The organism is Pseudomonas sp. GW823-FHT04A03 (assembly GCF_058796615.1).
This window is the reverse complement of sequence record NZ_JBXAIV010000003.1, coordinates 319,918-345,569: the sequence shown is the minus strand read 5'-3', so window position 1 is coordinate 345,569 and position 25,652 is coordinate 319,918. Positions and strand designations below refer to the sequence as shown.

Annotated in this window: 25 protein-coding genes; 11 read left to right on the top strand and 14 right to left on the bottom strand. The window is 59.6% G+C overall.

Annotated features, from left to right (window positions below; translation table 11 throughout):
* Positions 1-19: 19 nt before the first annotated feature.
* The gene (locus tag AC1Q9F_RS11410; protein ID WP_492619894.1) at positions 20-604 is read right to left on the bottom strand and encodes a hypothetical protein; all 585 of its coding nucleotides are present in this window, start codon (positions 602-604) and stop codon (positions 20-22) included.
* A gap of 404 nt (positions 605-1,008) precedes the next feature.
* On the opposite strand from AC1Q9F_RS11410, the gene AC1Q9F_RS11405 reads away from it, so the two are divergent.
* Entirely contained in the window at positions 1,009-1,635 is a 627-nt protein-coding gene (locus AC1Q9F_RS11405; protein WP_007953203.1) for a response regulator transcription factor, read from the top strand.
* 88 nt (positions 1,636-1,723) lie between these two features.
* On the opposite strand, the gene AC1Q9F_RS11400 is transcribed toward AC1Q9F_RS11405, so the two are convergent.
* The 8 genes from AC1Q9F_RS11400 to metG form a co-directional block, all read right to left on the bottom strand.
* Complete coding sequence (locus AC1Q9F_RS11400; RefSeq protein ID WP_007953204.1) at positions 1,724-1,903, bottom strand: PA3496 family putative envelope integrity protein; 180 nt, start codon at positions 1,901-1,903, stop codon at positions 1,724-1,726.
* A gap of 107 nt (positions 1,904-2,010) precedes the next feature.
* Entirely contained in the window at positions 2,011-2,649 is a 639-nt protein-coding gene (nth, locus tag AC1Q9F_RS11395; RefSeq protein ID WP_007953205.1) for an endonuclease III, read from the bottom strand.
* Positions 2,646-3,227, bottom strand: a complete 582-nt coding sequence (locus tag AC1Q9F_RS11390) for an Rnf-Nqr domain containing protein (RefSeq protein ID WP_207983821.1) — start codon at positions 3,225-3,227, stop codon at positions 2,646-2,648. Before AC1Q9F_RS11390 ends, nth begins: the two co-directional genes overlap by 4 nt.
* Positions 3,224-3,829 carry an RnfABCDGE type electron transport complex subunit G gene (locus AC1Q9F_RS11385; protein ID WP_207983820.1) on the bottom strand — a complete coding sequence of 202 codons (606 nt, stop codon included), beginning with the start codon at positions 3,827-3,829 and terminating at the stop codon, positions 3,224-3,226. The genes AC1Q9F_RS11390 and AC1Q9F_RS11385 overlap by 4 nt, the downstream gene beginning before the upstream one ends.
* Positions 3,826-4,809, bottom strand: a complete 984-nt coding sequence (locus AC1Q9F_RS11380; RefSeq protein ID WP_492619895.1) for an RnfABCDGE type electron transport complex subunit D — start codon at positions 4,807-4,809, stop codon at positions 3,826-3,828. The genes AC1Q9F_RS11385 and AC1Q9F_RS11380 overlap by 4 nt, the downstream gene beginning before the upstream one ends.
* On the bottom strand, positions 4,796-6,010 hold the full coding sequence (gene rsxB, locus AC1Q9F_RS11375; protein WP_492619896.1) for an electron transport complex subunit RsxB: 1,215 nt from the start codon (positions 6,008-6,010) through the stop codon (positions 4,796-4,798). The genes AC1Q9F_RS11380 and rsxB overlap by 14 nt, the downstream gene beginning before the upstream one ends.
* The gene (locus tag AC1Q9F_RS11370; RefSeq protein ID WP_492619897.1) at positions 6,007-6,576 is read right to left on the bottom strand and encodes an electron transport complex protein RnfA; all 570 of its coding nucleotides are present in this window, start codon (positions 6,574-6,576) and stop codon (positions 6,007-6,009) included. The genes rsxB and AC1Q9F_RS11370 overlap by 4 nt, the downstream gene beginning before the upstream one ends.
* Before the next feature lie 131 nt (positions 6,577-6,707).
* A complete protein-coding gene (metG, locus tag AC1Q9F_RS11365; RefSeq protein WP_492619898.1) occupies positions 6,708-8,759 on the bottom strand; it encodes a methionine--tRNA ligase in 2,052 nt (683 codons plus the stop codon).
* A gap of 155 nt (positions 8,760-8,914) precedes the next feature.
* Here metG and apbC point away from each other — a divergent pair, with 155 nt between their 5' ends.
* Positions 8,915-10,009: an iron-sulfur cluster carrier protein ApbC gene (gene apbC, locus AC1Q9F_RS11360; RefSeq protein WP_207983815.1), complete on the top strand. Its 1,095-nt coding sequence runs from the start codon at positions 8,915-8,917 to the stop codon at positions 10,007-10,009.
* 68 nt (positions 10,010-10,077) lie between these two features.
* On the opposite strand, the gene AC1Q9F_RS11355 is transcribed toward apbC, so the two are convergent.
* Complete coding sequence (locus tag AC1Q9F_RS11355; RefSeq protein ID WP_492619899.1) at positions 10,078-10,836, bottom strand: SDR family oxidoreductase; 759 nt, start codon at positions 10,834-10,836, stop codon at positions 10,078-10,080.
* 160 nt (positions 10,837-10,996) lie between these two features.
* Here AC1Q9F_RS11355 and AC1Q9F_RS11350 point away from each other — a divergent pair, with 160 nt between their 5' ends.
* The 4 genes from AC1Q9F_RS11350 to groL all read left to right on the top strand — a co-directional run bounded on the left by AC1Q9F_RS11350 (position 10,997) and on the right by groL (position 14,520).
* Positions 10,997-11,728, top strand: coding sequence for a HugZ family pyridoxamine 5'-phosphate oxidase (locus AC1Q9F_RS11350; RefSeq protein ID WP_492619900.1), 732 nt, complete (start codon positions 10,997-10,999; stop codon positions 11,726-11,728).
* A gap of 65 nt (positions 11,729-11,793) precedes the next feature.
* Entirely contained in the window at positions 11,794-12,270 is a 477-nt protein-coding gene (locus AC1Q9F_RS11345; protein ID WP_007953217.1) for an FxsA family protein, read from the top strand.
* Between the two features lie 260 nt (positions 12,271-12,530).
* Positions 12,531-12,824, top strand: a complete 294-nt coding sequence (locus AC1Q9F_RS11340; protein WP_003227685.1) for a co-chaperone GroES — start codon at positions 12,531-12,533, stop codon at positions 12,822-12,824.
* 49 nt (positions 12,825-12,873) lie between these two features.
* Positions 12,874-14,520 carry a chaperonin GroEL gene (groL, locus tag AC1Q9F_RS11335; protein ID WP_007953220.1) on the top strand — a complete coding sequence of 549 codons (1,647 nt, stop codon included), beginning with the start codon at positions 12,874-12,876 and terminating at the stop codon, positions 14,518-14,520.
* 74 nt (positions 14,521-14,594) lie between these two features.
* On the opposite strand, the gene AC1Q9F_RS11330 is transcribed toward groL, so the two are convergent.
* Complete coding sequence (locus AC1Q9F_RS11330; RefSeq protein WP_492619901.1) at positions 14,595-15,338, bottom strand: phosphatase PAP2 family protein; 744 nt, start codon at positions 15,336-15,338, stop codon at positions 14,595-14,597.
* A 51-nt stretch (positions 15,339-15,389) separates the two neighbouring features.
* A complete protein-coding gene (locus AC1Q9F_RS11325; protein ID WP_492619902.1) occupies positions 15,390-17,339 on the bottom strand; it encodes an LTA synthase family protein in 1,950 nt (649 codons plus the stop codon).
* 203 nt (positions 17,340-17,542) lie between these two features.
* Here AC1Q9F_RS11325 and colR point away from each other — a divergent pair, with 203 nt between their 5' ends.
* The 5 genes from colR to AC1Q9F_RS11300 all read left to right on the top strand — a co-directional run bounded on the left by colR (position 17,543) and on the right by AC1Q9F_RS11300 (position 21,269).
* On the top strand, positions 17,543-18,226 hold the full coding sequence (colR, locus tag AC1Q9F_RS11320) for a two-component system response regulator ColR (protein WP_007953224.1): 684 nt from the start codon (positions 17,543-17,545) through the stop codon (positions 18,224-18,226).
* Entirely contained in the window at positions 18,216-19,490 is a 1,275-nt protein-coding gene (locus tag AC1Q9F_RS11315) for a sensor histidine kinase (protein ID WP_207983809.1), read from the top strand. The genes colR and AC1Q9F_RS11315 overlap by 11 nt, the downstream gene beginning before the upstream one ends.
* Before the next feature lie 162 nt (positions 19,491-19,652).
* Complete coding sequence (locus AC1Q9F_RS11310) at positions 19,653-20,321, top strand: class I SAM-dependent methyltransferase (RefSeq protein ID WP_207983808.1); 669 nt, start codon at positions 19,653-19,655, stop codon at positions 20,319-20,321.
* A 4-nt stretch (positions 20,322-20,325) separates the two neighbouring features.
* The gene (locus AC1Q9F_RS11305) at positions 20,326-21,039 is read left to right on the top strand and encodes a lipopolysaccharide kinase InaA family protein (protein ID WP_207983807.1); all 714 of its coding nucleotides are present in this window, start codon (positions 20,326-20,328) and stop codon (positions 21,037-21,039) included.
* A 2-nt stretch (positions 21,040-21,041) separates the two neighbouring features.
* The gene (locus AC1Q9F_RS11300; RefSeq protein WP_011335717.1) at positions 21,042-21,269 is read left to right on the top strand and encodes a hypothetical protein; all 228 of its coding nucleotides are present in this window, start codon (positions 21,042-21,044) and stop codon (positions 21,267-21,269) included.
* Positions 21,270-21,333: 64 nt separating this feature from the next.
* Here AC1Q9F_RS11300 and AC1Q9F_RS11295 read toward each other — a convergent pair whose 3' ends face one another.
* Together AC1Q9F_RS11295 and AC1Q9F_RS11290 are read right to left on the bottom strand one after the other, a co-directional pair.
* Positions 21,334-24,363 carry a multidrug efflux RND transporter permease subunit gene (locus tag AC1Q9F_RS11295; RefSeq protein WP_492619903.1) on the bottom strand — a complete coding sequence of 1,010 codons (3,030 nt, stop codon included), beginning with the start codon at positions 24,361-24,363 and terminating at the stop codon, positions 21,334-21,336.
* Positions 24,364-24,376: 13 nt separating this feature from the next.
* Entirely contained in the window at positions 24,377-25,525 is a 1,149-nt protein-coding gene (locus AC1Q9F_RS11290; protein WP_492619904.1) for an efflux RND transporter periplasmic adaptor subunit, read from the bottom strand.
* Positions 25,526-25,652 lie beyond the last annotated feature (127 nt).

The following is a 25,652-nucleotide window of genomic DNA, read 5'->3' as shown; positions in this document are numbered from 1 at the left end:
CTCCGCGTTTTATCCCCTTTCAAATCTTTCCCAATACCGATGTGGTCAACGAATGCGTGTCGTAGACAATACAGAACGTTGTTCCTTGGCTTCTCTTTGTTTGTTTGGCCAGGGTTTCGATATTGTCCTTAAGTAAAACATCTGACACAGCGTCGGTTAAAAAAAGGAATAATCTCAGCGAATGCTTGTTTGGATGTGGGAATTTTTCCAATAGCACCTCTATTCCCGAACTCGTGTGTATCTGTCGAATGTCGATGATGTACACCCTGTCCAACGGTCTGGGTAGTTTGACAGCGTGTAACTCGACGTTTGGTTGAGTGGGAGAAACCTCGGTTGGAAGAGTAATTTCTTCTTCGAAAGCCTTGAGGAAGTTCTTGTCGTTGTCAAAGTCGGATGGAGCATACAGAGAGCGATAGTTGAAGTTCAGCGTGATGAAGAACAGAAATAACAAGTAGAACGGAAAACTGATCAGAAACCAGACGTAGAGCTCCCGCTCATTATTGTTAAGGAACGGCAATGACACGGCGGCGGAGGTCTCCGATATAAAAGCGAAGATGGCAATGACGGTGATGGGGTTGGGGATCTTCCTGTTGATTTTTAGCATGGTCTCTACTCATGAATGGTCTTTCTCGTCGTCTGGGTTGAATTGATTGGTCGTGTTTAAGTTGCCGGGTAAAAAGGACTGTCGGTGACTGGTGTTTATATTAAATTTCGGGGGTGGGATATGTGTAAGTTGTTTCAGTTGTTTTTAATATCTGATCGTTGATCTTTGTTCCGGAGTTTTTTCAGCCTGTCGTGAAGGCTCTGAAGCAGGACGTGGCAGACGCAGAACTTCCTGATGTGAATTCATGATTTTCTGTAAGTGAGTCTTTTCTGTAGGAATAATCTTTATTGCCTGTAGGAGGCGTCTCTCGGTGCTGGTAAAGAGGAACTTATCCATGCCATGGGTGAAATGACTACGTTATTGTGCCGGTTCTAAAAATTCGAACAGCGAAACTGGACTTGCCCATGAATAAAGTGCTGATCGTGGATGATCACCCCGTCATTCGTCTTGCGGTACGTATGCTGATGGAACGTCATGGCTACGAAGTCATTGCAGAAACCGATAATGGCGTGGACGCGTTACAACTGGCTCGTGACCAGATGCCGGATATCGTCATTCTGGATATCGGTATACCGAAGCTGGATGGACTGGAAGTCATCGCGCGTCTTACGACCAGTGCAATGCCGTTGAAAGTACTCGTGCTGACGTCCCAGTCACCGGGACACTTCTCTATGCGCTGCATGCAGTCGGGGGCGGCGGGATATGTTTGCAAGCAACAGGATCTGACGGAGTTGCTGAGTGCAATCAAGGCGGTACTGTCCGGATACAGCTATTTTCCGAACCAGGCGTTGCACACCGTGCGAACCAGCCTGGGAAATGCCAGCGAGGCGGACATGGTTGATCGGCTGTCCGGACGGGAAATGATGGTGTTGCAGCAACTGGCGCGCGGCAAGACCAACAAGGAAATTGCCGACGGTATGTTCCTCAGCAACAAGACCGTGAGTACCTACAAGACCCGCTTGTTATTGAAGCTCAATGCGCGCTCGCTGGTGGATCTGATCGAACTGGCGCAGCGAAACGGCCTGGTCTGAGGGTTTCAGTGGCTGACGGATCATGGGCGGATCGGAATCAGCGTGTGACAGAAAGAGAAAAGCCTCCGTTTCGGGAGGCTTTCAAATGTCAGAGATCAAAATCGTAATCGGCCAATTGCTTCTGCAGTCGGCGCTCCTCAAGCAGATTGTCGATGGTTCGGCGTTTGCTCAAGTTGGTCTTGGCGACTTCAACCACAGGTTCGGCATCATCGGCCTCCGTGGCGATAAAGTCGTCATCCGCTTCCAATTGCTCTTTGCTGGTGCTCATAAGGTCAACTCCAGGCTAAGACTGCCTTTGGCGCTCCTTATATCGATATTCCAGCAGATGGTAAAAAAGATTTTTTCAATCGATAAATCAATAAAACCAATAGCCGCTCAATCGTCGGAAGTTTTGTGCTTGTAATCGCACAGATCTTCGATCCGACAGCTGCCGCAACGGGGTTTGCGCGCCAGACACACGTAGCGGCCGTGAAGAATGAGCCAGTGGTGCGAGTCGAGCAGGTATTCCTTTGGCACAAACTTCATCAGCTTCTTTTCCACCTCGACCACATTTTTACCCGGTGCAATGCCGGTGCGGTTGCTGACCCGGAAGATGTGGGTGTCAACCGCCATGGTCAGCTGGCGGAACGCGGTGTTAAGTACGACGTTGGCGGTCTTGCGGCCAACGCCGGGCAAGGCTTCCAGTTCTTCGCGCGTCTGCGGCACTTCGCCATTGTGCAACTCGACCAGCAGGCGGCAGGTCTCGATTACGTTTTTGGCCTTGCTGTTATAGAGGCCGATGGTCTTGATGTACTCGGACAACCCTTCGACGCCCAAGGCGTGAATGGCCGCCGGCGTGTTTGCCACCGGGAACAGCTTCGCTGTCGCCTTGTTCACCCCGACGTCCGTGGATTGCGCGGACAGAATCACCGCAATCAACAGTTCGAAAGGCGAGGAGTAGGCCAATTCGGTCTTGGGCTCGGGGTTGTCCTCGTGAAGCCTGCGGAATATCTCCAGACGTTTTGCGGCATTCATGGGTGATGCGTTTCCTCGGGTAGGTCGCAGGGGCGAGTCCAGGCCTGACGGGCGGCCAGTATCAGTCCAAGCAATATGAAGGCGCCGGGAGCCAGCATTGCGAAATGCAGGCCATCGCCGAACAGAATCAAACCTTGCCAATGTTCCGACAAATGATGGCCGATGCTGCCCTGACCGATCAGCTCACGCAACACTGCGAGCACAATCATCAGCGCGGCAAACAGGCCGCACAGTTTCACTCGATTACGGACAGGCCGGAGAAAAAATCCATTGTGCTCCAGCACGACGCACTGCAAGCCAATCAGCCCGGCATAAACACTGATCAGTTGATGCCACTGCAGCGCACTGCGTTGCAGAACAATATCGGCGCAGCCTGCCAGGGTCGCGGCCAGTACCAGGCTGACCGGCAACAGGCTCTCGCTGCTCAGGCGCGAACGCAGCGGTGCCATGCACAAACCGTAAATGCCCACGACAACCGCGAACATCAACAGAGTCGCCAGCGCGCCCGCCACAGAGTCGGTGGCACCGATCAACAACACCAGCATCATCGAGTTCGCCAGAGTCGCTGACGTATTCATGGCGTGCTCCCGCGCAGGGTCGTCCGGTGTTCATCAAAGTAACGCAGGGCATCGTGGATGGCGTTGATGGCCGCGCGAGACGTAATGGTTGCACCCGCGATCTGGTCGAATTCTCCCTGATCCTTTTTCAGCGCCCATCCGGCGTCCGTCGGTTGGTTGCTCGATTTCCCGCTAAAGGTCTGAAGCCAGCTATTTGGCCAATCGCCGATATGCCCACCCAGTGAAGGCGTTTCGTTCTGCTCAAGGGTTTTCACACCGAGCAAACGGCCGTTGGCGTCTATGGCAATCAGCAACTCGATATTGCCGGCGTAACCTTGGGCCTGGCTGCGCAACAGGACTGCCACGGGTTGGCCGCTTTTGCTCGCCCGATAACCGCCCAGCAACAAACTGTGGCTCAGGTTGATGTCGGTCAACGTCAGAGGTTGTTCAAGCGGCTGATTGTCGTAAGCGTCGACCGGCAGCACGTCCAGCAATTTACGACTTTCAAGCAGACGCTGTTCGGCGGCGATCTGCGGTGCGTTGCAGCGTTGCACCAGCCATGTCACGCCGATACCCAGCGCGGTAATGAACGCCAGTGTGATCAGGCTGCTCGTGCGGTTCATGGCGCCACCTGCGCCTGACGAGCCACCGCCAAGCGCTCCAGCGCCGGCACGCACAGGTTCATCAACAGCACCGCAAACGCCACGCCGTCGGGGTAACCGCCCCAGGTGCGAATCACGTAAGTCAGCAACCCCACGCCCACGCCGAACAGCAGGCGGGCGAGCGGACTTTTTGCCCCCGACACTGGTTCTGTGACGATAAAGAACGCTCCCAGCATGGTCGCGCCACTCAGCAGGTGAAACAGTGGCGAGCCGTGGGAGTCGGATCCCGAACCGTTCCAGCACAACAGGCTGATCACGAACAGGCTGGCGAGCATGCCGACCGGCGCGTGCCAGCCAAACACTCGACGCTGCAACAAAAACAACCCACCGGCGAGGAACGCCAGGTTCACCCATTCAACGCCGTGCCCGCCGAAGCGCCCGAATGCCGGATTGCCGGCAAACAGTTCGTCCATGGTCAGGCTTTTATTGATGCGCAGACTGTCCAGCGCGGTGGCCTGAACCCAGGCATCCGGCTGCGCGCCCGGGTTGAACACCTGGCCAAAAGCCGCCGTCAGATCCAGGCCATGTGCCGGCCAATGGGTCATCGGCTGAGGAAACATCACCATCGCCAAGGCAAAGCCGAGCATGGCCGGATTGAACGGGTTTCTGCCAACACCACCGTACAGATGTTTGCCCAGTAACAGGCCCGAGGCGATCGCCGTGACCGTCAGCCACCAAGGGCAGTAAGGCGGCAGGGCAATTGCCAGCAGCGTGGCGCTGACCACCGCGCTGCCATCGGTCAATGTGGCTTGAAGCGGCTGCCGACGCAGCTGTGTCACGGCGGCTTCAACGCCCAAAGCCGTGATGACGGACAGGATCAGGTTGATCAACACGCCCCAACCATAAAACCAGAACAACGCCAGTAATCCCGGCAATGTCGCCAGCAAAACCAGCTTCATTGTCTGTTGCAGGCGCTCGTCTCTGGTTTCAATGGATGACATGGGCTTGTACCTGCCGCTCTGCTTCTTGCAGGCGGGCGCGGGCCTTTTCGAGGATGTCGGCGGGCGTACCGTCGCGCCGTTGCAGTTTGTTCAGGTCGGCGCGAGCGTAGGCCAGTTCGGTTTTCAGCTGACGCAGCCGGTCGTCGATCGGACGTTTCTCGACACGCACAAGCTCCGGCGCCGGTTGATCGCTGGCGGCTTCGGCGTTGTGCAGGGCCTGTTCGGCGTCACGCAGCGCTTGTTCCAGTAAGGCGATCTCGGTTGGCGGAGCCTCTGCGGTTTGGGCCTTTTTCAGCTCGGCGCGGCGCATTGCCAACTGGATTTTCGCCCGTTTCAGGTCGGCGTCCTTCGCCGGGGCGGCCACGACCGGCGCAGGTGCCGCGCTGCTTTCCAGTTTCGCCAGTGCCTGTTCGGCCGCTTCGAACTGTTGTTGCAGGACGATCAGTTGCGATTGCTGATCGAAGGTCGGCGGATGACCGAACGCCTTGAGCGACTTGTTCAATTGCGCCCGGCTCATGGCCACGTCGATCTTGGCTTTTTTCAGCGCAGCATCGGCGGTCGCGGCTTTTTGTGCGCGCACCCGTTCGAGCGCCGCCTGCACCGGATCGAGCGTGGTGGTGGCGACTTCGGCCTGTGCCGCGCGCTGCGCCCGGGCTTCGCGTTCGGCCTGCTTCTGCTGTTCTTCGCGTTGCAGGCGAGCATTGCGTCGTTCGAAGCGCTGCCGGGCGTGATCGCGCTTGGCCGCACGCGCCTGCTGTTCCTCAAGGCTGGCCGTCAGGCCACCCACCACCGGCAGCGTGCCCGGCGGCAACGGATGCATCTCGATGCAGTCGACCGGGCAGGGCGCCACGCACAGATCGCAACCGGTGCACTCGTCGATGAGCACCGTGTGCATCAGCTTCGCCGCGCCGACGATGGCGTCGATCGGGCAGGCCTGGATGCACTTGGTGCAGCCGATGCATTCGGCTTCGCGGATGTAGGCCACTTGCGGCGGCGCCGAACCGCGACTGATGTCCAGCTCCAGCACCGGAATTTTCAACAGTTCGGCCAGCGCCGCGATGGTTTCGTCGCCACCTGGCGGGCACTTGTTGATCGGCTCGCCGTCGGCGATGCCTTCAGCGTAGGGTTTGCATCCGGGATGGCCGCACTTGCCGCATTGGGTCTGCGGCAGCAGGGCATCGATGCGTTGAATCAGACTCATGTTTTGATCAGTCCACTGAATCCGAGAAAAGCCACGGCCATTAGTCCAGCGCCGATCAACAGGATCGGCAGGCCACGAAAGGGCAGGGGAATATCGTTGTCGGCCGTGCGTTCACGCAAATCGCTGAACAGGCTTAACACCAGCCAGAAACCCAGGCCGGCGCCAAGGCTCAGCGCTGTCGCATGAAACAGGCCTTTGTCTGCTTGCGCGTTGATCAGCGTCAGCCCCAGCACACCGGCATTGCCCAGCAGCAGCGGCCACAAGCCATCGAATGGCAGCGCGGGTCGCCAGCGCGCCAACAGCTTCAGCAGCGGCGCGATCAGCAGGACGCTCAACGGCAGAAATACAAACAGGCGCAGGAATTCCAGTTGCAACGGCACCAGCAGCCAATGCCAGATCGCGTAACCCGCCACGCCGACAATCAGCATCAGACACAACGTTGCCAGCCCCAGCGCATGCACCTGACGGCGTTCGCCGGCCAGCAGCGGATCGACGCCCAGCGGCCAGTGCAACACAAAGTTGTTGATCAGCGCAGCACTGAAGAGCGTAAGCACGAGTTCGGTCATGGTTCTGCCGGCAGGAACGGGCGTGTGTCACTTAAGGTTAGGCATTATCCGGCAGCCGTGGAGGGCGGGCCAGATATGAAAAATCCCACAGGCGCACGGAGCACGCCTGTGGGATCTGTCAGGGCGAAACCTTACTTGATGCGCTGACCCGGCTTGGCGCCGCTGTCCGGGCTCAGCAGGTAGATTTCTTCACCGCCAGGGCCGGCCGCCATCACCATGCCTTCGGAGATGCCGAACTTCATTTTCCGTGGCTTGAGGTTGGCGATCATCATGGTCAGGCGACCGTCGAGCTTGGACGGATCCGGGTAAGCGCTTTTGATCCCGGAGAACACATTGCGTTGCTCGTCACCGATGTCGAGGGTCAGGCGCAGCAGCTTGTCCGCGCCTTCAACGTGTTCGGCCTTGACGATCAGCGCGACGCGCAGGTCGACTGCGGCGAAGGTGTCGAAGTCGATTTCCGGCGACAGCGGATCCTTGGCCAGTTCGCCATTGCCGGCAGGCGCAGCGGCGCCGGTGTCGGTCTGGCTGGCGGTCAGGTCTTCTTTCGAGGCGTCGGTCATGGCTTGCACTTTTACCGGGTCGATGCGGGTCATCAACGGTTTGAATTCGTTCAACTGGTGGTTGGCCAGCAGGGTGGTGTGGTCGTTCCAGGTCAGCGGTGCGACGTTGAGGAACGCCTCGGCATCGGCGGCCAGCAGCGGCAGCACCGGTTTGAGGAAGATCACCAGCTGACGGAACAGGTTGATCGCCGTGGCGCAGACCGCCTGGACTTCATCCTGCTTGCCTTCCTGCTTGTTCAGCGACCATGGCGCCTTGTCTGCGATCCAGGCGTTGGCGCGGTCGGCCAAAGCCATGGTTTCGCGCATGGCACGGGCGAAGTCGCGGGCCTCATAGGCGTCGGCGATGCTAGGTGCCGCGGCCAGGAATGCATCGGTCAGTTCCGGCGCGGCGTTGGTGTCCACCAGCAGACCGGCGTTGCCCTTCTGGATGAAACCGGCGCAACGGCTGGCGATGTTGACCACTTTGCCGACCAGGTCGGAGTTGACCTTCTGCACGAAGTCTTCGAGGTTCAGGTCGAGGTCGTCCACGCCACGGCCGAGTTTGGCCGCGTAGTAGTAGCGCAGGTATTCCGGCGACAGGTGATCCAGGTACGTACGGGCCTTGATGAAGGTGCCGCGGGACTTGGACATCTTCTGACCGTTGACGGTCAGGTAGCCGTGCACGTTGATCCCGGTCGGCTTGCGGAAACCCGCGCCTTCGAGCATCGCCGGCCAGAACAGGGCGTGGAAGTTGACGATGTCCTTGCCGATGAAGTGGTACAGCTCGGCGGTGGAGTCCTTGCCCCAGAACGCGTCGAAGTCCAGCTCCGGCGTACGGTTGCACAGGTTCTTGAAGCTGGCCATGTAGCCGATCGGCGCGTCCAGCCACACGTAGAAATACTTGCCTGGCTCGCCCGGGATCTCGAAGCCGAAGTACGGCGCATCGCGGGAGATGTCCCACTGTTGCAGGCCGGCGTCCAGCCATTCGGCGATCTTGTTGGCCACGGCGTCCTGCAGGGTGCCGCTGCGGGTCCAGGCCTGCAGCATTTCCTGGAAGTCCGGCAGCTTGAAGAAGAAGTGCTGGGAATCCTTGAGCACCGGGGTGGCGCCGGAGATTGCCGACTTCGGATCCTTCAGGTCGGTTGGTGCGTAGGTTGCACCGCATTTTTCGCAGTTGTCGCCGTACTGGTCTTCGGTGCCGCATTTCGGGCAGGTGCCCTTGATGAAGCGGTCGGCCAGGAACATTTTCTTTTCCGGGTCGAAATACTGGGTGATCGAACGCTGGGCGATGTGCCCGGCGTCACGCAGTTTCAGGTAGATCTGGCTCGACAGCTCACGGTTTTCTTCGGCGTGAGTGGAGTGGAAGTTGTCGAAGTCCACCAGGAACTCGGCAAAGTCGGCGCTGTGTTCAGCCTGGACGTTGGCGATCAGTTGTTCCGGGGTGATGCCTTCCTTTTCCGCGCGCAGCATGATCGCCGAACCGTGGGCGTCGTCGGCGCAGACATAGATGCACTGATTGCCACGATGCTTCTGGAAGCGCACCCACATATCGGTCTGGATGTATTCCAGCATATGGCCAAGGTGGATCGAACCGTTGGCGTAGGGCAGGGCGCTGGTGACGAGAATCTTGCGTGGTTCGGACATGTGGGGCTTCGCTACTTGATGAAACGGAGGTCGGCCACTATAAAGCGCCGGGAAAGATATTTCACCTCTGCAAATCGTTGCCGGACATGCCGTCCGGAGGACAGAAGGGGTAGGATACCCGCCATCTTTTCCCAGTCTTGTTATCGGAGTTGCCCATGAGTGCCGTCACTCGCGCAGCGGTGGAAGCCGTCCTCAGCCAATACACCGACCCTTATCTGAACCAGGATCCGGTCAGCGCCGGTTGCGTGCGCAACATCGAAATCACCGGCGATCGCGTCAGCGTGCAGCTGGAAATCGGTTATGCCGCCGGTCTGTTCAAGAGCGGCTGGGCACAATTGCTGCAACTGGCCATCGAAAATCTCGACGGCGTGGTGTCGGCCAAGGTCGAGATCAACAGCGTGATCGCCGCGCACAAGGCCCAGGCGCAGATTCCGGGACTGGCCAACGTCAAGAACGTGGTCGCGGTGGCATCAGGCAAGGGCGGCGTGGGCAAATCCACCACCGCTGCCAACCTGGCACTGGCACTGGCTCGCGAAGGCGCGAAGGTCGGGATTCTCGACGCCGATATCTACGGCCCGAGCCAGGGCATCATGTTCGGCATTCCCGAGGGCACCCGTCCGCAGATCAAGGATCAGAAGTGGTTCGTGCCGCTGCAGGCCCATGGCGTCGAAGTGATGTCGATGGCGTTCCTGACCGATGACAACACGCCGATGGTCTGGCGCGGGCCGATGGTGTCCGGCGCGCTGCTGCAACTGGTCACGCAAACCGCCTGGGGTGACCTGGATTATCTGGTGATCGACATGCCGCCAGGCACCGGCGACATTCAGCTGACCCTGGCGCAGAAAGTCCCGGTGGCCGGTGCTGTGATCGTCACCACGCCGCAGGATCTGGCGCTTCTCGACGCACGCAAAGGCGTGGAGATGTTCCGCAAGGTCAACATCCCGGTGCTGGGCGTGGTGGAGAACATGGCCGTGCACATCTGCTCGAACTGCGGACATGCCGAGCATCTGTTCGGTGAGGGCGGTGGCGAGAAGCTGGCGACCCAGTTCGGCGTCGAGCTGCTGGCCTCGTTGCCGCTGTCGATGCTGATCCGCGAGCAGGCCGATGGCGGCAAGCCGACGGTGATTTCCGAGCCGGACAGCCAGATCGCCATGGTCTATCAGGAACTGGCCCGACATGTGGGGGCGCGGATCGTGTTGCAGGAAGCAGCCTCGCCGGCGATGCCGAACATCACCATCAGCGACGATTGATGCCTGTAGTTTAAACAAAAACGCCCCGGTGCCTGTGCACCGGGGCGTTTTTCATTGCGCGACAGACGTCAGATGCGCAACCCGCCATCCATCTCCAGAATCCGGCCTGTGTAGTAGTCGTTCTCGAAGATGTAGGCCGCCGAATGGGCGATCTCTTCCGGCTTGCCCATGCGCTTGAGCGGAATGCCCGAGGTCATTTTTTCCAGCGCTTCGGGCTTCATGCCCAGGGTCATTTCGGTTTCGATGAAGCCCGGTGCGATGCCCGCCACGCGAATGCCGTAGCGCGCCAGTTCCTTGGCCCAGGTCACGGTCGCCGCGGCGACGCCGGCCTTGGCGGCGGAGTAGTTGGTCTGGCCGACGTTGCCCGCGCGGGAGATCGACGAGATGTTGATGATCGCGCCGCTGTTTTTCAGCTCGACCATTTTCGCCGCCACTTCACGGGTGCAAAGGAATACGCCGGTCAGGTTGACGTCGATCACCGCCTGCCACTGGGCCAGGCTCATCTTGGTCATCTCGCCGTCCTTGACCTTGAGCAGCAGGCCGTCGCGCAGGATCCCGGCGTTGTTGATCAGGCCGTGGATCGCGCCGAAATCTTCGGCGACCTGGGCAACCATGTGCGTCACCTGCTCTTCATTGGCGACGTTGCACAGATAGCTGCGTGCCTCGACACCCTTGGTCTTGCAGGCCGCGACGGCATCATCGAGTTTTTCCTGGTTCAGGTCGACCAGCGCCAGCTTCGCGCCCTTGCCTGCGAAATACTCGGCCATCGAGCGGCCCAAGCCTTGGCAACCGCCAGTGATAATGATTACTTTGTCGTTGAGTTGCATTCGCATGCCCCCGAGAGCAGGTCAGAGTGGTCCTTATAGGTAGCCTCTCGATCTGCACCGGCCAGGGGCCTGTTGCACATGAGAACTGCCCGATGGCGTGTGGGACAAATCCCATGCGCCCGTCCGTTTTTTCGACGGATTCTATTTAAGGAGTCATAAATTGAGCGTTGAAGCGGCTAAGAATGCCCGAGAATTGCTTCTCAAGGAATACCGTGGCGTGCTGTCGACCCACTCCAAATCGATGCCCGGTTTTCCGTTCGGCTCCGTGGTTCCCTACTGCCTGGACTTGCAGGGCCGGCCGCTGATCCTGATCAGCCGCATCGCCCAGCACACCCACAACCTGCAGAAAGATCCGAAATGTTCGCTGCTGGTGGGTGAGCGCGAGGCCGACGATGTGCAAGCCGTTGGTCGCCTGACCTATCTGGCCGAGGCGGAAAAACTCGAAGACACCGCCGCCATTGAAGCCGCCGCCGAGCGTTACTACCGCTATTTCCCCGATTCGCAGAATTACCACAAGGCTCACGACTTCGATTTCTGGGTGCTCAAACCCGTGCGCCATCGCTACATCGGCGGCTTCGGCGCGATCCACTGGGTCGATCACCTGACCCTGGCCAACCCGTTCGCCGGCAAGGCCGAAATCAGCATGGTCGAGCACATGAACAGCGACCACGCCAAGGCCATCGCTCATTACGTCGACCTCGCCGGTCTGCCGAAAACCGTCCCGGCGCAACTGGCCGGGATCGACACCGAAGGCATGCACCTGCGCATCGGCCAAGCGCTGTACTGGCTGCCGTTTCAAGCGCCTTGTCATACGCCGATACAAGTGCGCGAGGCCTTGGTTTCACTGGCTCACGCCGAGGTCTGGCCAAAAAATGCGGTGGCCGACGCTTGAATTCACGAAAGGGCGACGTCATCTAAGGCTTACTGCAAGGCATTTCTTGCGTTGAGGAAACTTTGATGCGCCCTTTTTTGTTGCTCTTTCTGCTGTTCCCGGTGTTGGAGCTGTTCGTATTCGTCAAAGTGGCAGGTTCGATCGGATTTTTCCCGGCCCTGCTGCTGATCATTCTCGGCTCGATGTTCGGCGTGTTTGTGCTGCGCGTCGCCGGGCTGGCCACCGCACTGCGTGCCCGTGAAAGCCTGAACCGCGGCGAACTGCCTGCGCAAACCATGCTCGAAGGCCTGATGCTGGCCCTGGCCGGTGGCCTGCTGATCCTGCCGGGCTTCATCAGCGACGTGGTCGGTCTGGTGCTGCTGTTGCCGTTCAGTCGTCGACTGGTTGCCAATAAAATGCGCCAGCGTGCCGAAGAGCAGGCCATGCGCCAGCGAGCGTTCGCCGATGACCTGCAACCTCGCGGCGGTCCTGCACCGCGCCAGCCGCTGGGTCGTGAAGGTGATGTGATCGAAGGCGAATTCGAACACCGCGACACCAAGTAACGTCTGCATCGACACGGCACCTTCGGGTGCCGTGTTCGTTTGTGGGGCGAATTCATGCAATGTGCGTGAAAATTTTTTAGCCCCCGCCCTTGTAATAAGCTTATGCGCCCTTATGTATCGGTCACCGAAAGGTTTCCGACATTTTGAGTCGGACAGACTTCCGCGGTTCGCTCGACGAGCCGCAACCGGCGCAGGCCGGATTCGTTAAACCCGCCGGGACTACACCGGCCGATGAAAACCACAATTAGGAGAGATCGACAATGAAGCTTCGTCCTCTGCATGACCGCGTCGTTATCCGTCGCAGCGAAGAAGAAAAGAAAACCGCTGGCGGTATCGTCCTGCCAGGTTCGGCTGCTGAAAAAGCCAACCACGGTGTGATCGTCGCTGCAGGCCCAGGCAAGACTCTGGAAAACGGTGAAGTGCGTGCGCTGGCCGTTAAAGTCGGCGACAAGGTTGTGTTCGGTCCTTACTCCGGCAGCAACACTGTGAAAGTCGACGGCGAAGACCTGCTGGTAATGGCTGAGAACGAGATTCTCGCTGTACTGGAAGGCTGATTTCCCGCTCATTTTCCCGCTACTACAAAGTATTTAAGGAATATCGATCATGGCTGCTAAAGAAGTTAAATTCGGCGATTCCGCCCGCAAGAAAATGCTGGTTGGCGTAAACGTCCTGGCTGACGCGGTAAAAGCGACCCTGGGCCCGAAAGGCCGTAACGTGATCCTCGAGAAGAGCTTCGGCGCTCCGACCATCACCAAGGACGGCGTTTCCGTCGCCAAAGAAATCGAACTCGAAGACCGTTTCGAAAACATGGGCGCGCAGCTGGTCAAAGACGTTGCCTCCCGTGCCAACGATGACGCCGGTGACGGTACTACCACCGCTACCGTTCTGGCTCAGTCGATCGTCAACGAAGGCCTGAAAGCCGTCGCTGCCGGCATGAACCCGATGGACCTGAAGCGCGGTATCGACAAAGCGACCATCGCGATCGTCAAAGAACTGAAAGCCCTGTCCAAGCCATGCGCTGACACCAAGGCTATCGCTCAGGTAGGCACCATCTCCGCCAACTCCGACAACTCCATCGGCGACATCATTGCCGAAGCCATGGAAAAAGTCGGTAAAGAAGGCGTGATCACCGTTGAAGAAGGCTCGGGCCTGGAAAACGAACTGTCGGTTGTAGAAGGCATGCAGTTCGACCGTGGCTACCTGTCCCCGTACTTCGTCAACAAGCCGGACACCATGGTTGCCGAGCTGGAAGGCGCTCTGATCCTGCTGGTCGACAAGAAGATCTCGAACATCCGCGAAATGCTGCCAGTGCTGGAAGCCGTTGCCAAAGCCGGCCGTCCACTGCTGATCGTTGCCGAAGACGTTGAAGGCGAAGCCCTGGCGACTCTGGTCGTGAACAACATGCGTGGCATCGTTAAAGTCGCAGCCGTCAAGGCTCCAGGCTTCGGCGACCGTCGCAAGGCCATGCTGCAGGACATCGCCGTTCTGACCGGCGGTACCGTGATCTCCGAAGAGATCGGCCTGAGCCTGGAAAGCACCACCCTGGAACACCTGGGTAGCGCCAAGCGCGTCACCCTGTCCAAGGAAAACACCATCATCGTTGACGGTGCTGGCGTTCAAGGCGACATCGAAGCCCGTATCGCTCAGATCCGTGCACAGGTTGCCGAGACTTCCTCGGACTACGACCGTGAAAAACTGCAAGAGCGTCTGGCCAAGCTGTCCGGCGGCGTTGCAGTGATCAAGGTTGGCGCCGGTTCCGAAGTTGAAATGAAAGAGAAGAAGGCCCGCGTTGAAGACGCCCTGCACGCAACCCGCGCAGCCGTTGAAGAAGGCGTGGTACCTGGCGGTGGCGTTGCGCTGATCCGCGCTCTGGAAGCCCTGACCGAACTGAAAGGCGACAACGCTGACCAGAACGTCGGTATCGCTGTACTGCGTCGCGCTGTTGAAGCGCCGCTGCGCCAGATCGTTGCCAACTCCGGCGACGAGCCAAGCGTGGTTGTCGACAAGGTCAAGAACGGCGAAGGCAGCTTCGGCTACAACGCTGCTACCGGCGAATACGGCGACATGATCGAAATGGGCATCCTGGACCCAACCAAGGTAACCCGTTCGGCTCTGCAAGCTGCAGCCTCCATCGGCGGTCTGATCCTGACCACCGAAGCTGCTGTTGCTGACGCACCGAAGAAAGAAGGTGCAGCTGGCGGCGGTATGCCAGACATGGGCGGCATGGGTGGCATGGGCGGCATGATGTAAGCCAGCCTTACCCGGTAACGAAAAACCCCGTCTGCGAGAGCAGACGGGGTTTTTTATTGCCCGCGCCTTAGAGGTCAGGCGTTGACCGGACGGGCCTGCGTGTTTGCTTCAGCCTTGGCTGCCGGGCGATACAAAACCCAGTAATACGAACCCAGACAGATCAGCCAGCAGAAGATTGCCGTCCACACGTTGTGGGAGAAGAAGTGCGCGCCCTGCATCATCCGGCTGATCGAGAACACCGAACCCAGTGCGAAGGCGAAGATGAACGCCTGACGGGCCAGCCGAGGGCGACGGTCACGCAGCACGAAGAACAGCGCAAACAAGGTAAAACCGGTGGCCGCATGACCACCCGGCCAGCAACGACCGGGCTTGTCGGTCGGCGGGCGATGATCCAGCAGTTTGCTGTAGGTTTCGTGGCCGCCGAACTGTTCGAGACTCCATGGGCATTGCACCGCTGTCACCGCTTTCACTGGCGTGACAAACGAGGTGGCCAGACCCAGCGACAACACCAGGCAACCCAGCTCACGTTTGAACGGTTTGAGCCGATCGATGAAAAACGCGCCGATGAACCCGAGGATGGCAAACACCGAAAAGGCGATCACCACTTGTTTGGCGCGGTCGTGGAGGATGTTTTCCAGGAAGTAGCTGTGGCGGCCAATGAAGTCACCGGCAGCCGGGTCATAGAAAAGCCGGGCCAGATCCATGTCCAGATCGGTCAGCTCCAACAAAACCAGAATGACGGCCGCCACGGCGGGAATCCCCAGGCACAACCAGAAATTCAGCGGGCGAGGGGCAGGGCGTACAACGCTTGATGACATGACATATCCAGAGCGGGAAACGCCCCGGGGCATCAGCCCGGGGCGCTTCGATTAACGTTCGCTGATTTGCTCGGCACCCTCCTTGGGCGCCTTCCAGCCAAGCAGCTGTTGCTTGAAGCCATAACTGGCGGTTTGGTAATAGGTGATGGCGCGGCTGATCAGCGGGTCGTCGCTGTCGGCCCTGGACTCGCGGCTTTCGGTCAGCGCATCGTCATGCCGGCGCAGGCCTTGGCGCGGACTGAGGATCGCCAGATCCTTTCCATCGAACAGTCCCAGATGTTGATAGTTGCCGACCACGACCCGCGGTGGCAGCGGGTTGTCCTGCAGCAGGTTGCGACCGAAGAACGTCGATTGGTAATCCAGGTTCAGCAACCCCAGCAGGGTCGGCGCGAGATCGATCTGGCTGGCCAGTTGCGCGTTTTCCCGTGGCTCGATCAGCTTCGGCGCATAGATGAACAGCGGGATCTGATAGTTGCTGATCGGCAGGTCTTCCTTGCCCGCGCTGCCGGCGGTGTGGTCGGCGACGAAGATAAAGATCGTGTTGTCGAACCACGGTTTCTGCCGCGCCTGCTCCAGGAACTGGCCGATGGCATAGTCGGTGTATTTCACCGCGCCATCGCGACCGTTGCCGGACTTGATGTCGATCCGGTTGTCCGGATAGGTATAAGGGCGGTGGTTGGACGTGGTCATCAGTTGCAACAGGAAAGGCTGCTGCCTGGCGTAATCGGCATCGGCCAGTTTCAGCGTCTGCTCGTACAGATCCTCGTCGGCCATGCCCCAGGCATTCTTGAAGTGAATTTCCGATTCATCGACGCTGCTCTGATCGACCACGCGGTAGCCGTTGCCGCTGAAGAACGCGTTCATGTTGTCGAAGTAACCGCGTCCGCCGTAAACGAACACGCTGTCGTAGCCCACAGCACTGAGCTGCTGGCCGAGGCTGGCGAAGCCGCTTTCGCGGCCGATGCGCTTGACGATCGAACGGCCCGGTGTCGGCGGAATGGCTAGCGTGATGGCTTCCAGACCCCGATCGGTGCGGGTGCCGGTGGCGTAGAAATTGTTGAAATACAGACTCTGTTTGCGCAAGGCATCCAGATTCGGTGTCAGGTTGCGCTCATCGCCGTTGCTGCCCAGGTACTTGGCACTGAGGCTTTCGATGGTAACCAGCACGATGTTCGGTTTACGCACGGTGCCCGGGTTGTCGATCATTCGGCGGATGTCCTGTGGATCCTGGCCGATGAAGCGCGCGTTGGGTTCGCTCAATTCAGCACGAATCTGGCCGGCGACTTTTTCCGGCGACAGACTGCTGTAGAACTGGCCATAGTCCAGTTCGTTGTTACGGAACGCGGCGAAGAACTGATACGGGCCATTGCTCGCCAGTTCATTCTGATAGGCATTGCCGCCCTGAGCGCGCGGCGCGTCCTGACTGAGCAATTGCAGGCTCAGTCCCGCGACGACCAACAGGCCGAGGGCATTGAGCAGGCGACCGCGCAGTGGTGGCAGCGGGGCGTCCAGCGCCGCGTTGAAAGGTTTGCGCAACGCGAAACTCAGCGCCACGGCGAGCAGCGCAAGAATGCTCAGCAACGTGCCGATCGGGTAGGACTCCAGCACGTTGTTCAGGACTTCATCGGAATACACCAGATAGTCGACGGCGATGAAGTTGAAGCGCACACCGAACTCGTCCCAGAACAGCCATTCGGCCACGGAGGTGAACAGCATGGCGAACAGACTGACCGTCAGCAGTCCCTGAAGGAACCAGCGATGACCGCGTCGGCGCCACAGGGCCGGCGGACACAACAACAAATACAGGCCCATCGGCAGCGCGGCATAGGCGAGAAAGCCCAGGTCATACAGCAGGCCGATGCCGAACATGGAAAATGCCACGCCGCCGGCCTCATCCAGATGAGTCAGCAACAGCACGGTTCGGGTCAGGAGAAACACCACCAGCCAGGCGCCGGTGACCAGCAGCAGAAAGCGCACTGGCGCCGTCTTGAAAAAGTCCATTGTCTACATTCCTTATATCTAATGGCGCGAGAGTCTCGCGTTGTCACTGTAGTCAGGTTGTGAACCGATAGTGAAAAACTTGTTAAGGAATGAATTTGGTTGAAAGACTCGATTTGTGGGGCTTGCCGCCCTAGCCCTGAGTCGGCGATGGTCGTAAGCTGCGCGGGCCAAGACGGCCGCTACCGTGTACGGAGGAGGTGCCCATGCGAATTCTATTGGTCGAAGACAACCGCGATATCCTGGCCAATCTGGCCGATTACCTGGGGCTCAAAGGCTATACCGTCGATTGCGCCCAGGACGGTCTGTCGGGCCTGCATCTGGCGGCCACCGAGCACTACGACTTGATCGTGCTCGACATCATGCTGCCGGGCATCGACGGCTACACCCTGTGCAAGCGTCTGCGTGAAGACGCCCGTCGTGATACGCCGGTGATCATGCTCACTGCCCGCGATCAGCTCGATGACCGCTTGCAGGGCTTCAAGTCCGGGGCCGACGATTATCTGGTCAAGCCGTTCGCGCTCTCGGAACTGGCGGCCCGGGTTGAAGCCGTGATGCGCCGCACCCAAGGCGGCGGTCGTCGTGCCCTGCAGGTCGGCGATCTGAGCTACGACCTCGATACCCTCGAAGTGACCCGCGAAGGCAAACTGCTCAAGCTCAACCCGGTCGGCCTCAAACTGCTGGCTGTGCTGATGCAAAAGAGCCCGCATGTCCTGCGTCGGGAAATTCTCGAAGAAGCGCTGTGGGGCGATGACTGCCCGGACAGTGACAGCCTGCGCAGCCATGTCCACCAATTGCGCCAGGTGATCGACAAACCATTCGCCAAGCCACTGCTGCACACCGTGCACGGCGTGGGTTACCGCCTGGCCGAGGGCCGCGATGGAGTTTAAGCAAAGCCTTGCCCAGCGGATCATCATCGCCTTTGCGCTGATGAGTGCGCTGGTGGCCGGGGCGTTTGCCATGGGCATCGTCGCGACCGTGCACCTGGTCGAGGAAAAACTCATATCCGCCGGGCTGGGCGGGGATCTGCAACGCCTGCTGCTGATGGACAACGTTTCGGACTGGAGCCACCGGCCGGAGCCGGATCAGCTGTTCTACTTCAGCGGCGGGCCGGGCGACTTCGAGTTGCCCAAGGACCTGCGGCACCTGGATTCGGGTTTCCATGAAGTCTTTCGCGAGCAGCTGTCGTACCACGCGATGGTCGAGGTGGTCGATGGTCGTCGTTATGTGCTGCTGCAGGATCAAAGCGATTTCGAAGAGCGCGAGCGCGTGCTGTTCGCCGTGGTGCTGGTGGGCTTCGTGCTCAGTCTGGCGCTGGCGGTGTTCCTTGGCTGGGTGCTCGCGCGCAAGGTGATGGCCCCGGTGGTGCGACTGGCGCGCCAGGTGCGCCATCGCGATCAGTTGCTCGGACTGGCACCTCCGCTGGCGCCGGATTACGCGGCCGACGAGGTGGGCGAACTGGCGGTAGCGTTCGATGCCACCCTCGGTCGTTTGCGTCAGGCATTGACGCGCGAGCGCTTGTTCACCAGCGACGTCAGCCACGAGTTGCGTACACCGCTGATGGTCTTGGCCAGCTCCTGTGAGCTGCTGCTGGAAAATCCGGGTATCGATCAGCGGGGACGGGCTCAGGTTCAACGCATTGCCCGGGCCAGTGAAGAAATGCGTGAACTGGTGCAGACCTTCCTGATGCTCGCGCGTGCCCAGCGCGAAGACGCAGGCGCAGCGCCTCAACATAACCTCTCGCAAGTGGCCGACAGCTTGCTCTGCCTGTGGCGCGAGCCGATCGAATCCAAGGGTTTGCAGCTGGTTTTCGAACCGGGCAATCCGCCCGACACCCGTTATAACGCGACGCTGCTCAATGCCGTGATGGGCAACTTGCTGCGTAACGCGCTGCACTACACCGAGCAAGGGTTTATTCGCCTGACGCTCAATGCCAACGGTTTTGTGGTCGAGGACTCGGGCGTGGGCATTCCCGAGGAAAAACGCGAAGCCATGTTCCAGCCTTTTGTACGCGGAAACGAAAAACGCGGCGAAGGGCTGGGACTGGGCCTCTCACTGGTTCAGCGCATCTGCGAGAACCAGGGTTGGAGCGTCACCTTAAGCACGATGGAGCCCAATGGGTGCCGTTTCGAAGTCGATCTCGGCAAACAATGAACGTATTGCTTCTCACACGGGGACTCCCGCCAACCTGTCTAATTCCTGTATAACCTTGAAATAGATTGCCGATTTACATGACGTTTTTTTCACAAAGGGATGACCTGACGCTGACACGCCGCTGCTTAAGGTGGCGTCATCAGTAATTCAGGAGTCCTGGTGATGGCCGGCCCGATCAAGCTCGATTTTTCCGAAAAGTACGATGATAAACATGCGCAGAAATACCTGCGCAAACACCAGGACGGTCTGGGACGTCGCCTGTCCAACTGGCGGGATCAGCAGATGGCCCGTAAGGCACTGACCCTGGTCGGTGAGCCGGGGCTGGTCCTCGACTTGCCGTGTGGCGCGGGGCGTTTCTGGCCGATGCTGGCGGAAAAACCCAACCGGGTGATCATCGGGGCGGACAACTCCGAGTCGATGATCAAGACCGCCATGCAGGCACAACCGGCGGATGTGGTGAAACGGGTACAACCCTTGCACACATCTGCGTTCGACATTGCCTTGCCTGATAACGCCGTCGACAGCATTTTCTGCATGCGACTGCTGCATCACATTGGTGAGGCCGAGCACCGCCGGGCGATTCTGCGCGAATTCGAGCGCGTCACTCGCGACAGCGTGATCATTTCGCTGTGGGTAGACGGCAATTTCAAGGCCTGGAAACGCAAGCGCGCCGAGCGCACGCGTGGGCAGGAGGGTTACCAAAACCGGTTTGTGTTACCGGCCGCTACAGTTGAAAAGGAATTCGAAGACGCGGGATTCCGGATCCAGGAACAATTGGACTTCATTCCGTTCTATGCCATGTGGCGAGTTTACGTATTACGCAAGAGGTAAGAGGATGGCAGTGCAATTTGCAGCAGAAACGGAAGTCGCTCCCAAGGATCGCTTCGACTACTACTGGAACCAGCGTGGCGAATGGGTCGAGGAACCCAATGTGCGCCGTGGCGGCGAAAGTGGTGTGCAACGGGTCATGGGGCGTGACGGCCAGCTGCTGTATGCCAAACGCCAGACCGGACATATCTATCGCAGCTGGTTGCACCCGTTCGGGCGGCCGACCGTGTTGCGCGAGCTTGATGCGCTGACGGGCGTTGCCCGGCTCGGCGTCAGAGTCCCTGAAATTGTGTTCTGCGGTGCCCAGCCCGATCCCGAATTGAAATGGCGTGCACTGTTGGTAACCAAGTCGCTCGATGGCTTTCAGGAGTTTGAGCAATGGGAAGCCGCCGGCGGACGCGAGCAATATGGCGAAGCCGTCTATGAGCGCGTGCTCAAGGACCTCGCCGAAAACCTGGCGCGCATGCACAAGGGCCGTTGGCAACACAGCTGCATCTACATCAAGCACGTGTTTGTGCGAGTGACGGGCGAAGGTGATTCGGCCAAGGTCGAAGTCGCCCTGATCGATCTGGAAAAGTGCCGTCAACGTCTGACCGCTCATCGCGCGGCTGCCCATGACATGAAGCAATTGCGCCGCCACTCGTCGTTCAGCGCGACAGACTGGAAAAAACTCGTCTACTTTTATGAGACGGCGTTTGGCAGCGCTATCAAAGGTTTATAGCGATGAAACTAGAAATTGCGCGAGGTTTGTTTCTGGTAGGAGCCTTGGCAGTTGCATCATTGGCGGTGGCGGCCTGGGAACAGCCACGCATGCAGGTGATCGGCGCCTCGGCGAGCGACCCGCATTGCCCGATGCCACGGGTGGCGAAAGCCGCCGTGGCCACACAACCCGATCATGATCTGTTGCTGTTCATGTTCGGACTTTCTCAAGGGATGAGGCCGCAGAGTTGAATCGATTGAAATCTCTTTCTACAAGAGCCAAAGGCCTCGCTGATGCGGGGCCTTTTTTATTGCGTCATTCCTTGTGGTCGGGTTTCGCCAGCACGGTGTAAACGCACGGCAGGACAAACAGCGTGAACAATGTCCCGATCGACATCCCGGTGGCAATCACCGTCCCGATGTCGAAACGACTGACCGCACCGGCGCCGGTAGCCACGATCAACGGCACCATACCGAACACCATCGCCGCCGTGGTCATCAACACCGGGCGCAGGCGAATAGCCGCCGCTTCCTCCACCGCCTCGCGGGGTGTCAGGCCCTTCTCCTTGCGCAACTGGTTGGCGAACTCGACGATCAGGATCCCGTGCTTGCTGATCAGCCCGATCAGCGTCACCAGCCCGACCTGGGTGTAGATGTTCATGCTCGACCAGCCGAGAAACAGCGGAATCAGCGCCCCGCAGATCGACAACGGCACGGTCACCAGAATCACCAACGGGTCGCGGAAGCTTTCGAACTGCGCCGCCAGCACCAGGAAAATGATCGCCAGCGCCAGGGCGAAGGTTACCCACAGCGCGCTGCCTTCCTGGACGAACTGCCGGGAGGCACCACCGTAATCGAAGGCAAAACCGGCCGGGGCTTCTTCCCGGGCGATCTGCAACACGCTGTCGATGGCTTCGCCCATGCTCACCAGCGGGAATCCGGACAGCTTCGCTGCGTTGAGTTGCTGGAACTGGTTGAGCTGTCGCGGTCGCGCGCGGTCGGTCACGGTGATCAGCGTCGACAGCGGCAACAGTTCGCCCTGGGTGTTCTTCACGTAGTAGTTGTTCAGCCAGTCCGGGTTATCGCGGTAGGCCCGTTCGACCTGGGCGATGACCTTGTAGCTGCGGCCTTCGATGGTGAACCGGTTGATCTCGGCTTCGCCGAGCAAGGTCGCGAGGGTGCCGCCCAGATCCTGCATCGACACGCCCATCTGTGCAGCCTTGGCGCGGTCGATGTCGACCACTACTTCGGGTTTGTCGAAAGCCAGGTCGAGGTCGACAAAAGCGAACTTGCCCGACTCCATGGCGCGCTTCTTGATCCGGTCGGCCACTTGCAGCAACAGCTCGTAGTCGTTGGCGGTGTTGATCACGAACTCGAACGGCAGGCCTTCACCGGTGCCGGGCAGGGACGGCAGGTTGAAACCGAAGATCTGCAGGCCCGGAATGCCCTCGAGTTTGCCCTGTACTTCGGGGAGGATTTCCATTTGCGTGCGACTGCGCTCGTTCCACGGCTTGAGCAGGAAACCGCCGATGCCGCTCTGCACGCCGTTATAGCCGTTGATCTGGAACGAGGAGTAGTACTCCGGAAACTCCTTGAAGATCTTGATGAAATCGTCGGTGTAGGTGTTCAGGTAATCGAGGTTGGTCGGTTGCGGGGCGTTGGCCATCATGAAGATGATGCCCTGATCCTCATCCGGTGCCAGTTCCGATTTGGTGAACTTGAGCAGCACCGGAATCAGGCACAGCACGATCACCGCAAACACCAGCACCACGGGCCGGGTGTTTAGCGTGCCGTGGAGCATGCTCTGATAGCGCCGCTTGAGGCTGTCGAAAATCCGGTCGAGGCGGTGGGCCAGACCCGTGGGGTTTTCGTCATGGCGCAGCAACACGGCGCACATCATCGGCGACAGGGTCAGGGCGACGACGCCGGAGATCACCACCGCCCCGGCGAGGGTCAATGCAAACTCCTTGAACAGCGCCCCCGTCAGCCCGGTGAGAAAACCGATCGGTGCGTACACCGCCGCCAGGGTGATGGTCATCGACACCACCGGCATGGCGATCTCCCGTGCGCCTTCGAGCGCGGCGTCCAGCGGTGTCTTGCCTTCCTCGATGTGCCGGTGGATGTTTTCCACCACCACAATCGCGTCGTCGACCACCAACCCGATGGCCAGCACCATCGCCAGCAGGGTCAGCAGGTTGATCGAGTAGCCCATCATCTGCATGAAGAACATCACGCCGATCATCGACAGCGGAATGGTCACCACCGGAATCACTACCGAACGCAGGGCACCGAGGAACAGGAACACCACCACGATCACGATCAGCACCGCCTCGAACAGGGTTTTCACCACTTCGTCGATGGAGGCCTGGATGAACAGCGTGGCGTCGTAGGCGATTTCGCTCTTGAGGTTGGGCGGCAGCTGGGCTTCCAGCTCCGGCATGATCTTGCGCACTTCCTTGATCACGTCCAGCGGGTTGGCCCCGGGCGTGGCCTTGATCCCGATGTACACCGAAGGCGTACCGCCGAACGAACTGATCGAGTTGTAGTTTTCCGCGCCCATCTCGACCCGCGCCACATCGCTGAGCAACACCCGGCTGTCGCCGCTGACCTTGAGCGGGATCTTGCCGAAGGCTTCGGCGGACTTCAGTTCGGTGTTGGCGTTGATGCTGGTGACCACGTACTCGCCTTTCACTTCGCCGGCGGCGGAGAGGAAGTTGTACTGGCGCACTGCGTTGGTCACGTCGCTGGCACTGAGGCCGAAACCGGCGAGTTTCACCGGGTCGATCCACAGGCGCATGGCGAACACCTGATTACCGAGAATCTCCGCCTCGGCCATGCCCGGCAGGGTTGCGAGTTTCGGCTGGATCACCCGCGACAGGTAGTCGGTGATCTGCGGGTTGTTCAGCTCCTTGCTGAAGAAGCTGATGTACATCAGCGCCGAGGCGTCGGCGGCCTCCTTGCTCAGTACCGGATCTTCGGCGTCCTGAGGCAGCTTGTTCTTCACCTCGTTGGCCTTGGCCAGCAGTTCGGTGAACAAACGGTCGCTGTTGGAGCCGATGCGTGCGTAGATCGAAATCACCGAGAAGTTCTGGCGACTGACCGAGGTCATGTAGTCGATGCCCTCGGCGCTGGCCAGGCTCTGTTGCATCGGCTGGGTGATGTAGCCCTGAATGGTTTCGGCGTTGGCCCCGGGGTATGCGGTGGTCACCGTGATCAGGGCGTTTTCCATTTGCGGATACTGGCGCAGCGGCAGTTTGCTCCAGGCCTGGAAGCCCAGCAGCACAATCAGCAGGCTGACCACGGTGGCGAGCACCGGGCGGCGGATGAACGGATCGGTAAAAGCCATGGGGTTTCCTTGATCAGTCGGCGCGGGGCGGACTGTTCTGCTCGCCGAGGGTCTTGTCGTCGCTGATGGCAATGTGGGCGCCGTTGTCCAGTTTGATCTGGCCGGCCGTCACCACCTGTTCGCCGCTCTGCACGCCCTTGTTGATCATCACCTGGCCATCGCGGCGTTCGCCGGTCTCGACGAACCGACGCTCGGCGATCAGCACCGGTTGGCCCTTGTCGTCTTTCTCGACGGTGCCGTCTTCGGCTTTCTTCTGGGTGACCACGTACGTCGAGTTTCCGTAGAGGGTATAGGTGATCGCGCTTTCCGGAACCACGATGTGTTTCTGCGGATCCGGCAGCAGCACCTCGATGCTGGTGAACATGCCCGGCAGCAACTTGCCGTCGGGGTTGGCCAGCGTGGCGCGCACCAGAATATTACGGGTGGTGCTTTCGACGATCGGGTTGATCGCGGTAATGGCGCCGGTGAAGCTCTGGCCGGGGTACGCCGCGACCGTGATCTGTACCGGCTGACCGATGGCCAGTTTCGGCACCGACTGTTCGGGCACGTAGAAATCGGCGTAGAGGCTGCTCAGGTCCTGCAGGGTGGCGATCTTGGTGCCGCTGGCGAGGTAGTCGCCGATGTCGACGAGGCGGATGCCGATGGTGCCGCTGAAGGGCGCGACGATGCGTTTTTTCGCCAGCGCCGCGTTGAGTTGATTGACCGTGGCCTTGTTCTTTTGCAACTGCGCCGAGAGCCGGTCGAATTCGCCTTTGGAGATGGCGCTGCTGCCGACGAGCTGACTGCCGCGACCGTAATCCAGCTGCGCGAGGCCGAGATCGGCCTTGGCGGTTTCGAGGAAGGCCGCTTCGACGGCGCTGTCCAGTTGCAGCAAGGGCTGGCCGGCCTTGACCTTCTGCCCCGATTCGAATTTCAGCTCGGTCACGGTGCCGGCGTTCTCCAGGCTCAGGTCGACGCCTTGCAGTGCCTTCAGCGTGCCGACGGTGGGCAGACGCATCTGCCACGGGCGCTCGACGGCCGTGGCCACGGCGACGCTGATCGGCGGCTTCGGTTTCGAAAAGCCCTGGATCATCGTATAGATCGAGAAGGCCTTGTAACCGGCGAGAAGCAGAACGATCAGCAGTACAACACCCAACATGATCAGCATGCGGCGACGCAGCATATTTCCAGTTCCTTGGAGAAAATCAGGCGAGACAGGCGGGCACATTACCCCGAGTCCGGCAGGGATTCCAACTGCCAGTTTTTACCGGGTGTAAGGGAAGAAGGTGGAGAAAAGCGGGGCCGCCGAC